Annotated in this window: 11 protein-coding genes and 1 pseudogene; 8 read left to right on the forward strand and 4 right to left on the reverse strand. The window is 74.1% G+C overall.

Annotated elements, in window-relative coordinates:
• The first annotated feature begins 25 nt into the window (after nt 1–25).
• Together ABD224_RS13410 and ABD224_RS13415 are read left to right on the forward strand one after the other, a co-directional pair.
• Nucleotides 26–2872: a helix-turn-helix transcriptional regulator gene (locus ABD224_RS13410; protein WP_344049726.1), complete on the forward strand. Its 2847-nt coding sequence runs from the start codon at nt 26–28 to the stop codon at nt 2870–2872.
• 250 nt (nt 2873–3122) lie between these two features.
• Nucleotides 3123–3926, forward strand: a complete 804-nt coding sequence (locus ABD224_RS13415; protein ID WP_344049727.1) for a S1 family peptidase — start codon at nt 3123–3125, stop codon at nt 3924–3926.
• Nucleotides 3927–4125: 199 nt separating this feature from the next.
• Here ABD224_RS13415 and ABD224_RS13420 read toward each other — a convergent pair whose 3' ends face one another.
• From ABD224_RS13420 to ABD224_RS13435, 4 genes and pseudogenes are all read right to left on the reverse strand, one after another.
• The gene (locus ABD224_RS13420; RefSeq protein ID WP_344049730.1) at nt 4126–4392 is read right to left on the reverse strand and encodes a DUF6343 family protein; all 267 of its coding nucleotides are present in this window, start codon (nt 4390–4392) and stop codon (nt 4126–4128) included.
• Nucleotides 4393–4484: 92 nt separating this feature from the next.
• On the reverse strand, nt 4485–4910 hold the full coding sequence (locus tag ABD224_RS13425) for a CBS domain-containing protein (protein ID WP_344049782.1): 426 nt from the start codon (nt 4908–4910) through the stop codon (nt 4485–4487).
• A gap of 108 nt (nt 4911–5018) precedes the next feature.
• A pseudogene (locus ABD224_RS13430) lies at nt 5019–5432 on the reverse strand (TIGR03668 family PPOX class F420-dependent oxidoreductase); the annotation flags it as partial.
• 162 nt (nt 5433–5594) lie between these two features.
• Entirely contained in the window at nt 5595–6236 is a 642-nt protein-coding gene (locus ABD224_RS13435) for a phosphoribosyltransferase (protein ID WP_344049732.1), read from the reverse strand.
• A gap of 224 nt (nt 6237–6460) precedes the next feature.
• On the opposite strand from ABD224_RS13435, the gene ABD224_RS13440 reads away from it, so the two are divergent.
• From ABD224_RS13440 to ABD224_RS13465, 6 genes are all read left to right on the forward strand, one after another.
• On the forward strand, nt 6461–7201 hold the full coding sequence (locus tag ABD224_RS13440; protein WP_344049734.1) for an MgtC/SapB family protein: 741 nt from the start codon (nt 6461–6463) through the stop codon (nt 7199–7201).
• A 70-nt stretch (nt 7202–7271) separates the two neighbouring features.
• Nucleotides 7272–8192 carry a polysaccharide pyruvyl transferase family protein gene (locus tag ABD224_RS13445; protein WP_344049737.1) on the forward strand — a complete coding sequence of 307 codons (921 nt, stop codon included), beginning with the start codon at nt 7272–7274 and terminating at the stop codon, nt 8190–8192.
• Between the two features lie 99 nt (nt 8193–8291).
• Nucleotides 8292–8603: a DUF3040 domain-containing protein gene (locus ABD224_RS13450; RefSeq protein WP_344049739.1), complete on the forward strand. Its 312-nt coding sequence runs from the start codon at nt 8292–8294 to the stop codon at nt 8601–8603.
• A gap of 260 nt (nt 8604–8863) precedes the next feature.
• The gene (locus ABD224_RS13455) at nt 8864–9304 is read left to right on the forward strand and encodes an SRPBCC family protein (protein ID WP_344049741.1); all 441 of its coding nucleotides are present in this window, start codon (nt 8864–8866) and stop codon (nt 9302–9304) included.
• 479 nt (nt 9305–9783) lie between these two features.
• Entirely contained in the window at nt 9784–11481 is a 1698-nt protein-coding gene (locus ABD224_RS13460; protein WP_344049743.1) for a PucR family transcriptional regulator, read from the forward strand.
• A gap of 166 nt (nt 11482–11647) precedes the next feature.
• The gene (locus ABD224_RS13465) at nt 11648–12418 is read left to right on the forward strand and encodes a hypothetical protein (RefSeq protein ID WP_344049745.1); all 771 of its coding nucleotides are present in this window, start codon (nt 11648–11650) and stop codon (nt 12416–12418) included.
• Nucleotides 12419–12538: the final 120 nt, after the last annotated feature.

The raw sequence follows: 12538 nt of genomic DNA on the forward strand, positions 1-12538 counted from the left end.
CCGCACACGACACACGAGGGGAGCGGTGACCGTGCGACGGGACTTCAAGGGCCCTGCTGGCTACCGCTCCGACCTGGTCATAGGCCAGGAGGAGCCGTCCGCAGCGGCCCGCGAGCAGCTCGCGCGCGGCGGGAGTGTGCTGTTCCACGGGCCGGCCGGAATAGGAAAGTCGACCGTGCTGCGGGCATTGGCCGCGGAATACGCCCCGAAGGCCCGCACCGTGTTGCGCTGCTCCGCCACCGAGTCCGAATCCCACCTGCCCTTCCTGGCCCTGGCCGACCTCTTCGGCCTGGTCCTGGACGAGGTGTCCGGGGCGCTGCCCGCCGCCCAGCGCACCGCGCTGGAGTCGGCGCTCACCGGGCGCGGCGAGTCCACCCTGCAGCGCGACGGCCTCGCCCTGCGTCTGGCCGTGCTGTCCGCGCTGCGCGTGCTCGCCGCGAAGGGCCCGGTCCTGATGGTCGCCGACGATCTGCAGTGGCTGGACTCGGCCAGCGCCGAACTGCTCGGCTTCGCCGCCCGGCGTCTGGGCGAGACCCCCGTGCAGATGCTGTGCGCGGTGCGCACCGAGGACCGTACCGAGGACGGGGAGTACGACCGTCATCTGCGCGCCTGCCCGCCCGACACCCTCTCCGTCCGGCTGGGTCCGCTCACCCGGGCCCAGGTCTCGGCCCTGCTCGACCACCGCGGCTACACCGGCCTGCCCCGCTCCACGGTCCGCGAGATCCACCGCACCAGCGGCGGCAATCCCCTGTTCGCGCTGGAGCTGGGCCGTGCCCTGGCCGGGAATTCCACCCCGCCCCGGCCGGGCGAGCCGCTGCCGGTGCCGACCTCGCTGCGCGCCCTGGTGCTCAGCCGGCTGGAGATGCTGTCGGACGAGGCCCGCCGCACCCTGCTCGTGGCCAGCGCCGGCGCCCGCCCCACCCCCGCCCTGCTGCACGCGGCCGGCCGGACGAACGCCGAGGCGGAGTGCGCGCAGGCCGCCGAGCTCGGACTGCTGGCCACCGAACCGGAGGACCCGGCCGTACGGTTCGCGCACCCGCTGATCTCCGCCGCGCTGTACGCGGAGGCCCCCGCCCAGGAGCGGCGCGCCGCCCACGCCGCCCTGTCCACCGCGGCCTCCGACCCGATCGAGCGGGCCCGGCACCTGGCCCTGGCCACCACCGGCACGGACGCGGAGGTGGCCGCCCGGCTCGCCGAGGCCGCCGCGCTGGCCCGGGACCGCGGCGCCCCCTCGGTGGCCGCCTCGCTGGGGCTGCTCGCCGCCCGGCACACCCCGGCCGCCAGCGACCCGAGCCCGGACGTCAGACGGCTGCAGGCCGCCGAGGACGCCATCACCGCCGGTGAGGTGGATCTCGCCCGGGACATCGCCCGCGAGGTGCTGACCCGGGCCACCGTGCCCGCGCAGCGGGTGCGGGCCTGGATGGTGGTGATCGAGGCCGCCGGTCAGGCCCTCGGCGACGTGGACGCCGTCTTCCCGCAGGCGCTGGCCGACGCCGGCGACGACCCGCGGCTGCTCGCCCAGGTCCACTATCAGCTGGCCTGGCGCGGCCTGGTCGTCCAGGGCGACTTCGCCGAGGCCCGCCAGGAGGCCGCGCACGCGGCGGAGCTGGCCGCGCGCGGCGGGGACCGGCGCACCGAGCTCATGGCGCTCGCCTTCCAGGCCTCCACCGAGACCCTGATGGGCCATCCGGACGCCCCCGTCACCATCAAGCGGGCGCTGAAGGAGCCTCAGGACCCGTATGTGGCCTGCCACCACAACGGTGTCGGCTCGGCCCGTTTCCGCTGGCTGCTGATGAACGACCAGCTGGCCGAGGCCCGCTCCACCATCACCGGGCTGCTGCGCGAGGTGCGGCGGCGCGGGATGGTCGAGAGCGAGGTGCACTATCTGCGGCTGCTCGCCGAGACCGAGCTGCGCGCGGGGCACTGCGGCCGGGCCCTGGACCTGGCCCGGGAGAGTTTGCGGATGGCCCGGGACACCGGCATCGGCGAGAGCGCCTCCGCGATGCTGGCCTCCTACGCCGAGGCGTCCGGCGGCGACACCGGACGGGCGCTGGAGCTGGCCCAGGAGGCGGTCGGGCACGCCGAGGAGGACGGCGACCTGATGTACCTCTCCCGCGCCCTGGCCGCCCTGGGGTACGCCCGGTTCGTGGCCGGGGACGACCGGGCCGCCGTCGAGGCGCTGCGCCGGGTGAGCGAACTGGAGCAGGGGCTCCACATCACCGACCCGGCGCGCGGACGCTGGCACGGCGATCTCGCGGAGGCGCTGGTGCGCATCGGGGAGCCGGCCGAGGCCCAGCGTGTCATCGACGGGGCCCGTGAGCACGCGATGCGGCTCGGCCGGGAGAGCGTGCTGGCCGTCCTCGACCGGTCCGAGGCGCTGGTGCGGGCCGCCCGCGGCGACCGGGAGGGCGCCATCGCCCAGCTGACGTCCGCGCAGGACCGGCTGGCGAAGCTGGGCAACGGCCTGGAGGAGGCGCGGGCCGCGTTCGCGCTGGCCCGGCTGCGCCACCTCCCCCGGACTTCCGGGGCCGCCCGGGCAGGAGGGACCTCCGTGCCGGGGCCGGCGTCGTACGACGAGGCGGCCCGGCTGTTCCGGCGCTGCCGGGCGCTGCCCTGGCTGCGCCGGGTGGAGGAGGCGGCCACCCGTCCGGTCCGGTCCGACGGCCTGCCGGCGGCGCTGGACGGGCTCGCGGCGATGGAGCGTCAGGTGGCCGCGCTGGTCATGGAGGGCGCGACCAACCGGGAGATCGCGGCCCGGCTGTACGTCAGCGTCAAGACGGTCGAGGCGACCCTGACCCGGATCTACCGCAAGCTGGGCATCCGTTCGCGCGTCGACATCGTCCGTTTGGCGGCGGCCCGGCGCGCGAAGTGAGCGCGGCGCGGGTTGACTGGCCACGTGATCCAGTGACGTGATCCAGTGAGGACCGCCGCAGGGTGCGACCGAGGGTTTTCCCTGTCCAACTCCCTTAGGGGGTCCCCTCATTGGAGGCGGGTGCGCCCGGCCCTAGCGTAAGGGGCGTGCCGCCCGCCCGGGCGTACGGAGCCGGTGCACGGTCCCCCTCGGCACCGCCGTGCTCCTGCTCCCGCCCGCGCGCCCCCACCGGCCTGCCCCGAGGAGACGCATGCTCGGCCTCACCTGCGCCAGACCCGCCGCCGTGCTCACGGCCGGCGCCGCCGTCGCCGCGACGGCGCTGCTGACCGCCCCCTCCTCGGCCGCCGTCCCCTCGGCCACCGTTCCCCGGCCCGTCATCGGCGGCACACCGACCACGACGGACGCGTACCCGTTCGTCATGCAGCTCACGGACGTGTCCGGCAGGCAGTTCTGCGGCGGCACCCTGGTGACGTCCACGAAGGTGGTCACCGCGGCGCACTGCGTGGCCCGTGCGGTCCCGGGCGGTGTGCGCGTGGTGGGCGGGCGCACCTTCCTCGACGGGACCGACGGCACGGTCAGCGAGGTCAGCCGCATCTGGGTCGACCCGGGGTACATGAGCGCCACCGGAGGAGGCGACGTGGCCGTCCTCACCCTGAGCACCCCGATGCCGTACGCGGTGGCGAAGTACGCCTCCCCCGCCGACACCGACATGTACACGCCTGGCACCCCCGCCCGCGTCCTCGGCTGGGGCACCACCGCCGTGAACGGCCCCTCCTCCAACCAGCTGCGGACCGCGACGGTGCCCATCGTGTCCGACGCGGAGTGCCACAGCGCCTACGGCTCCGACTTCATCGCGAGCGACATGGTGTGCGCCGGACACCCCTCCGGCGGCGTCGACACCTGCCAGGGCGACAGCGGCGGTCCCCTGCTCGTCGGGGGCGTCCTGGCAGGGATCACTTCCTGGGGCATCGGCTGCGCCGAGGCGGGCTACCCCGGTGTCTACACCCGGATGACCGCCTTCTCCGACCATGTGACCGCGCAGCTCGACCCCTGAGCCGCGCCCCACGAAGACCGGGGGGCGCTGCGAGCCTCCACGAGCGGCCCGCAGCGCCCCCTTTCCAATGCGCTGTTCCCCGATGTGCTGTTCCCTTCCCCTGTGTTCACTCCTTGTGACGCTCGTTCCCTGGCTCGTTCCCCGCGCCCGCCGGACTGCCGAGGACGGCGGAGGGTGCCCGCGGGCCGGCCGGTCCGGGTCAGTTGCGGCGGGCGCGCAGGCGGCGGGTGACGACCAGGAGGTCCACGACGGCTGTCAGGGCCAGGGCCGCGCAGATGCCGGCGAGGGTGGCGAGGGCCGTGGGGCCGGGGCTGTCCTGGGGGCCGGAGTCGGCGGACCAGGTGGCGAACAGGACCGTTGCGGCGAGGAAGAGCGGGAAGAAGACCGCGCTCAGCACAAGACGCAGATGGAGGGGGCTGCGGGCGGTGCGGGGCTCGGTTCCGGTGCGGCGGCGTTCGTCGTACACGGGTCTCCTCGTCTCAGTGCGGTCGTCTCAGTGCGGTCGTCTCGATGCAGTCGTCTCGATGCAGCGGAACCGGGCCCTCGGAGGTCAGGTCCTCAGTGGTTCGGGTCCGCCCTGCTGATGTCCGACAGGGCGGAGTGCGGGTCCTCGGCGGTGGCGAGGTCGCCGAGGCTCACCATGCCGACGGGACAGCCGCCGCGTTCGACGACGGGCAGCCGGCGCACGGCGTGCTGGCGCATCAGTTCGACCGCGCGGTCGGTGGTGTCGTCGGGGCCCAGGGTGACCACCGGGGGCCGGGTGCAGACCGAGCCGGCGGTCGTGGTGTGCGGGTCGCGGCCCTCGGCCACGGCCCGGATCACGATGTCCCGGTCGGTGAGCAGACCGAACAGATCGCAGTCGTAGACCACCAGGACGTCGCCGACGTTCTGCTCGCGCATCACACGGGCCGCGCGTTCCAGCGTGGTCATCGGCTCGACGGCCACCGCGCCGGGCGACATCACATCGCGTACTCGCCGGGTCATGAGCACCTCCCGGACCGGCTCCGCGGGACTCCGCGGGCTGCGGACACTCCGGCTGTCCGCCGCGTAGCCAGAACCGGCGGTCCCAAACGGGGTCGCCTGCCAGCCCGTCCAGTGGTGGACGGCGACCGAGATCACCGGGCCGTGCGGCGGGGCGTCGCGGTACTGCGGGTACTTGCGCAGCAGCCGGGCGAGCGCGGTGCCGTACTCCACCGCCGTGGACTCGTCCGCCGCGTCGGGCGGCACGATCCGGGCGCGGCCGTCGGCACGGACCCACCACAGGCGGTCCCAGTCCTCGGTGTAGTCGTCCGCCAGCAGGGACACGGACGGGTTGGCCCCGATGTCGCGCAGACGTGCGAGACGGGTCGTGGTCTTGGGTTTGCGGTCGACGGCCGTCACGATGCCGTTGTCGCCGAGGGCCGCGAACACCACCGGCACCTGGTGCGGACGGCCCGCCCTGTCCACCGTGGCCAGCCTCGCCACCCGGGCGGCCCAGAACCGCCGGCGCGCCTCGTCGGGGTCCATGCGGGGCACGGGCCTCTCCTCTCCGTGGTCACGGTGGCCACGTGGCCGGTGGTACGCCGCAGCGGCACGGGCCGGTGATGCGCCGCAGTGGCGTGTCTCAGTGGTGTGTCCCAGCCGTGGGTCTCAGTGGCGTGTCCCAGCGGCGTGTCCCAGCGGTGGGTCTCAGTGGGGCGTCAGCGCCCGCACGACCTCGTCGTCCGTCAGCTGCTCGAAGTCGTCGTACCAGACGCCCACGGCGGTGAAGGACGACGGCTGGTGGAGGCAGACCACCTCGTCGGCCTCCTCGCCCAGTGCCTCGACCGCGTCGGGCGCGCCGACGGGGACGGCGAGGACGGTGCGGGCGGGGCCCCGGCTCCGTACATGGCGCAGGGCGGCACGGGCGGTGGAGCCGGTGGCCAGGCCGTCGTCGACGACGATCGCGGTACGGCCGTGCAGGTCCGGGGCGGGGCGGTCGCGGCGGTAGCGCCGGGCGCGGCGGTGCAGTTCGGCCCGTTCGCGCTCCACCACGGCGGCGAGGTCGTCCTCGGTCAGGCCGAGATGGTGCAGGGCCGCCTTGTCGAGGAGCGGGGGGTCGTCCCCGGCGATCGCGCCGAGGCCGTACTCCTCCTGGAAGGGTGCGCCGATCTTGCGGACGACCACCACGTCCAGAGGGGCGTCGAGCGCCCGTGCGACCTCCTGGGCCACCGCCACACCACCGCGGGGCAGGGCCAGCACGACGGGGTCGGGCAGTGCGCCGGCCTCGTACCGGGCACGCAGCCGCTCGGCCAGTTTCCGCCCGGCCTGCGCGCGGTTCCGGAACCTCATGCGCCTTTCTCCTCCCGTCTCTCCGCCCGTCCGCCCCTCTTCTTCTCCGCTCGTTTCCTCCGTTCGACTTCTTCCTCTCTTTCTTCCTCTCTTCTTCCTCTTCCCCTTCGAGGCGTCCCCCGCGGCTTCCCGCGGCTTCCTTCGACTTTCCCCGCGTCGGGTACCCCGCCCGGGACCCTGCCGACCACACAATGAGGGCAGGGGGCCGTGACGGAGGGAGACGCATGCCGTGGCTTGCGGTTCCGCTGTGGAACCTGAGCAGTGGACAGGGCCTGCGTCAGCTCGCCGAACTGGGTCTCGCACTGCTGCTGTCGAGTCTGATCGGCTGGGAGCGGGAGGCGAAGCAGAAGAGTGCGGGCCTGCGCACCCACACCCTGGTCGGGGTCGCGAGCGCGCTGATGATGGAGGTGTCCCAGTACGGGTTCACCGGCGCGCTCGGCCTGGAGAACACCTCGTTCGACCCTTCCCGGGTGGCCTCGCAGATCGTCTCCGGCATCGGTTTCATCGGCGGCGGTCTGATCTTCGTACGGCGGGACGCGGTGCGTGGGCTGACCACCGCCGCCACCGTCTGGCTGACCTGCGCGGTGGGCATGGCCTGCGGGGGCGGCCTGCCGGTCCTGGCGCTGGCGACCACCTTGCTGCACTTCGTGGTCGTCCGCGGCTACCCCCGGCTGCCGGGCCGGCTCTCCCCCGGCTCCGCGTCCGCCACGGTCGAGGTGCGGCTGACGTATCTGACGGGCCGGGCCCTGCTGCCGCGGCTGCTGGAGGTGTGCACCCGGCTCGGCTTCCGCATTCTGCAGGTCAGGGTGGAGCAGCCGCCCCGCCGCACGGACCAGGTCGCTCAGGTGCTGCTGCGGCTGGAGGGCACCGCCGAGACCGGGCATCTGGCGTCCGAGCTGTTCCATCACGACGGGGTCGTCGACGTCGACCTGTTCCTGGAGAGCGGCGAGCGGCTGGACGAGTGACAGGCGAGTGCCAGGCGAGTGCCAGGGGTGGGTGATTGGCCCGCCGTCGTCCGGGCACTCGGGGCGTACTGTGCACCAGGAACAGCGGCAGTCACGGATTCTGCTCACAGGATGGTTCAGCTTCCCGGACGGTGAGGCGACCGCCGGGGACGTCCTGGCGCTGCACCGCGTCGAGGAGGTGCTGCGGCGGGCGGGGCTCGAGTACGACGTCGCGTGGAGCCCCGGTTTCCGGCCCGACGCCCTGCATCTGGACGCCGCCGCGCATGTGCCGTACGGGTGGCTGGTGTTCGTGTGCGGTCCGCTGCACGGACCGCAGATCGAGGAGCTGCACCGCCGGTTCGCGCACTGTGTGCGGATCGCGGTGGGCGCCTCGGTGATCGATCCCGACAGTGCGGCCGTCACCGGCTTCGACCACGTCATCGCCCGCGACGCTCCGGGGGCCGGGGCCGCCCTCGACCTGGCCGCCCATGCCCCCGCGCCGCCGGCACGGCCGGTCGTCGGCGTGGTGCTCACCCACGGGCAGCACGAGTACGGGCAGGCGCGCCGGCACGATGTGGTGGCCAAGGAGGTGACCGGCTGGCTGCACGGCAAGGACTGCGCACGGCTGGAGCTGGAGACACGGCTCGACGCCCACGACTGGCGGCTGTGCGCCACACCCGCGCAGCTTCAGTCCGTGCTGGTCCGTCTGGACCTGCTGGTCACCGACCGGCTGCACGGGCTGGTGCTCGCGCTGCGCGCCGGTACGCCCGCGCTGACCGTGGACCCGGTCGAGGGCGGCGCGAAGGTGACCGCGCAGGCGCGTGCCTGCGACTGGCCCGCGCTGGTGCCCGCCGAACGGCTGGACGCGGCCGAGCTGGACCGCTGGTGGCAGTGGTGTCTGACCTCGGGCAGGGTGGCCGCACGGCGGATCCGGGACGCGTTCGCGGGCGGCGACGGACGGGACGGCGCCGAGGAACTGGTGGCGGTGCTGCGGCAAAGCCGCGCCGGTTAGTGCCCGATGCGTCGGGGGCACCCGGATGAGGAACGTCAGGCAGGCAGGTCGGTCCCCCATCAGGAGCAGCCTCCGTAGGAGCACCCCGTAGGAGCAACTGTGTCGACACGCCGACTTTCTGATCATGAGAAGCGGATCCTGAACGAGATAGAGCGCGCCCTGAGCCGCGACCGCCGTCTGGTGCGGCGGCTGCGGCGGCAGCAAAGGAGCCGGTGGCGGGCGTTCCTCTCCCGGATCGTGTCGTACTCGCCCCGGGTGTGGACCGTGGGGGTGCTGCTGGCGCTCTCCATGGTCCTGCTGACGGCCGGGATCGTCACCTCGGTGCCGGTCGTGATCTGGGCCTTCGCCGTGATGTGGCCGGTGGCGTTGTTCGCCGTCCTCCGGCTGCTGTGCCGGTGGACGGAACCCTGACGCGCACCTCGTAAGAGGTACGCGCACGCGCAAGCCGGCCGCGGAGCACGTCCGGCCGCCGACCGGTGCCGGAACCGGCGGACGCCGGCGCCCTGTTCGGCGGGCAGGACCCGGTGCCGGGCGGCACACCCGGTGAAGTGCGCGCCGGGGCGCCCGCGACGGGGCGGCTCCGGCGTCGGCAGGGGCGCGGGGATACGGCCATAGGGGTGACTCGGGGGTGAACGCGCGGCTGGGTGGGGCCGGGTGCCTACGATCGTCCTGTGGTCGTCTTCTCCCTCGAACGCACTGCGCCGCTGCCCATCGACGAGGCGTGGCGTCGGGTCACGCGGTGGTCGCGGCATGCCGAGAGGATCCCGCTGACCCGCATCACCAAGGTCGCGCCCACGCCGACCCGGGTGGGCACGGTGTTCGTGGCCCGTTCGGGAATCGGCCCCCTGGGCTTCGACGACCTGATGGAGGTCACCGTCTGGCGCCCGCCGGCCGACGGGGAGCCGGGGCTGTGCCGGCTGGAGAAGCGGGGGCGCGTGGTGCGGGGGTGGGCCGAGCTCGAGGTCCGGCCCGGGCCCGGAGGGCGTACACGGGTGGAGTGGCGGGAGGAACTGCGCGTCCGCTTTCTGCCCGACCTGTTCGACGGGGTGCTGCGGCAGGGGGCGCTCACGGTGTTCGGGCGGGCGCTGAACCACTTGCTCAGGCAGCCCTGACGGGGTGTCGGGCCGCCGCACCCGTGCCGCCCGCCGACGCGACCGCTCGTGAGGGCGGCCGTCGGCGCACCTGAAGCACCTGAAGCACCTGAAGCACCTGAACACCGTCGGCGCATCTGAACACGTCGACGGGACGGCCGGTACGGCAAGGGCGTGCTCGCCCCCGGCGTCGTGCGCATCCTTCCGCCGGTGAGGCCAAGAGGCGAGGTCAAGGGCATCCGTGGCCGACTCTCTTCCCCCTCGCCGTCCGTTCCTCCCGCATGCGTCCCCCGTTCGTCCTGCGGCGGAGCCGGTGCGCGGCTGCTGTTCCCGCAGCGTCGGCCGCAGAAGGCATGAAGGATTTGGCTGGCCAGAGCAGTCATCTTGTAGATTCATATGAAACATAGGGAAGAAGGCCGTCAGCGACCCCCTCGGGTTTCCTCCGCGACGGCGGGCACGGCCCCAGGAAGCTTTCGAGACACAGAACGGCGGCGACGAGAATGCGGCTGCGCGCACTGCTGGAGACCGACGCGCTGGGCCTGAAGCTGCTCGGCGGGGAGGAGGAGCTGGACCGCACCGTGCGGGGGGTCATGACCACCGACCTGCGCGATCCCAGCCGTTATCTCTCCGGTGGCGAGCTGGTGCTCTCCGGGCTCGCCTGGCGCCGGAGCCCCGCCGACTCCGAGCCGTTCGTGCGGATCCTGGTGCAGGCCGGTGTGGCCGCCCTGGCGGCCGGCACGGCCGAGCTGGGCGAGGTGCCGGACGACCTGGTGGTGGCCTGCGCCCGGCACCGGCTGCCGCTGTTCGCGGTGCACGAGTCGGTGGCGTTCGCGACGGTCACCGAGCACGTCGTACGGCAGGTCTCGAGCGAGCGCGCCGGCGATCTCGCGGCCGTGGTGGAGCGGCACCGCAGGATGATGACCTCCGGCCCGGCGGGCGGCGGCCCGGACGCGGTGCTCGACCTGCTGTACTCCGACCTGGACCTGCGGGCCTGGCTGCTCTCCCCCGTCGGCCGGCTGATCGCCGGCCCCAAGGAGGCGGGCCCGGCGCCGTCCGCCCCCACCTGCGTCCGGCTCGCCGGCGAGCACCTGGCGGCCGGCCGCACCGGTCACCCCGGCCCCCACCGGGTGACGCTGGACTCGACGACGTACTCCCTGTTCCCCATCCGCAGCACCGGCCGCCCCCCGCACGACGCCCAGGACGCGGCACAGGACGCGGCACAGGACGCGCGGGAGACGACGCTGTCGGACTGGGTGCTGGCCGTGGAGGCGGACGCGGGCGACTGGTCGGAGGAACGGCTGGACCTGCTCCAGGGCGTGACCCAGCTGATCGCGGTGGAGCGGGACCGCCGGGACGCGGCCCGTACGGTGCGCCGGCGGCTCGCCCAGGAGGTGGTGGAGCTGGTGCAGTCGAGCGCGCCGCCCGCCGAGATCGCCGCACGGCTGCGGGTCGCGGCGCCGGTGCTGCTGCCCGGGCTCGGGACGGCTCCGCACTGGCAGGTGGTGGTGGCCCGGGTCGAGTGGGACGGCGGACAGGCCGAGGGCGGGCAGGCCGTCCAGTCCCTGCTGGAGGAGATCCTGGTCGCCCCGGACAGCACGGGCCCCGAACCCTCCGACCGGATAGCGGTCGCCCACACGGGCGATGAGGCGGTCGCGCTGGTCCCGCTCCCGGCCGTCCCGACGGGGGACGACGGCGCCGAGACGGGCCTTCTCGCCGAAGCGCTCCTGGAGACCGTACGGGAGCCGCTGTCGGCCGGTCTGGACGGCGACGGGCGGCTCACGCTCGGGGTCAGCGCGGCCGTGCACTCGGCGGAGGGGCTGCGCGGGGCGCTGGAGGAGGCACGGCACGCCCGGCGGGTGGCGGCGGCGCGCCCGGGGCGTGTCTGCGCGGCCGGCCACCAGGAGCTGGCCTCCCACGTCCTGCTGCTGCCCTTCGTCCCGGACGACGTGCGCCGTGCCTTCACCGCGCGGCTGCTGGATCCGCTGCGGGAGTACGACCGCCGGCACCGCGCCGAGCTGATCCCCACGCTGGAGGCGTTCCTCGACTGCGACGGCTCCTGGACGCGCTGCGCCTCCCGGCTCCATCTGCACGTCAACACACTGCGCTACCGGATCGGGCGGATCGAGCAGTTGACGGGGCGTGACCTGTCGCGGCTGGAGGACAAGCTGGACTTCTTCCTCGCGCTGCGCATGAGCTGAGCACCGGCGCACGGCGAGCGGTGTGCGCCGTGCGCGGGGCATTGTCCGCCGACTTTGTGAATTCTTTCACCCGCCCTCTTGGCCGGGCCGCGGATTTCGTGCTGAGATGCCGCCACCACTCAAGGCTCGATGGCGTGCACGGGAGGGCAATGTGGCGCATACCGCCATGTCTGGTAAAGGAACCGCAGCTGACGATCCACTCCAGACCGCGGTATGGCGGCTGCGCTCACGCGCATGCTGGGCCGACGCGGCAGCACTGATCGAACCGGCCACCGCCGCCGCGGCGCTGCAGCGGACGGAGCTGCTGGTCGAGCGGTGTCTGTACACCGAGACGGGCTGGGAGGAGGCGGAGGACGCGCTGCGCACCGCCGAGGCGCTGGCCCACACCGACGAGGAGCGGGGGGCGGCCGCCTGTGAGCGCGGGTACCTCGCCTACTCGGCCACGCTGCACGGCGTACGGGACCGGGCGGACGAGGCACGGGCCGCGCTCGGCCGGGCGGCCGCCCTGATTCCGCCCGGGAGTCCGAGGCGGGCCCTGCTGGACTTCCGGCGCGGACTGATCGCCGAGAACCTCGCCCGCTCCCCGCAGGCCGCGCGTGCCGCCTACCGCCGCGCCCACGCCGGCGCCCTCGCGCAGCCGGACCGGCTTCTGCTCTCCTTCACCTGGCGTCATCTGGCCGGGCTGGCCCTGCGGGACGGCGAGCTGGCCGAGGCTCGGCACGGCTTCGCCGAGTCGCTGCGGATCCGTGAGGAGCTGGGCTACCTCGTCGGCACCGCCCCGGCGCTGGTGTCCCTCGCCGACACGGAGTCCGAACCGGAGGCGTCCCGGCTGCGCGAGGAGGCCCGGCGGCTGTTCCGGCTGCTGGGCGGCGTACCGACGTGGCTGGCCCGGCATTTGACCCCTTTACCGCCGGCGACGGAAACGGCGACGGCCTGACGCCGGGCCACCGGGACGGACGCCGGCCGCCACCGCGGGACGAGACGCACGCCCCTGCGCCGATACGGCGACGCGCACCCCTGTGCCGATACGACTGCCGACACGACTGCGCCGGGTGCC

Origin of the sequence: Streptomyces thermoalcalitolerans (genome assembly GCF_039525155.1) — a bacterium.
GTDB lineage: Bacteria > Actinomycetota > Actinomycetes > Streptomycetales > Streptomycetaceae > Streptomyces > Streptomyces thermovulgaris.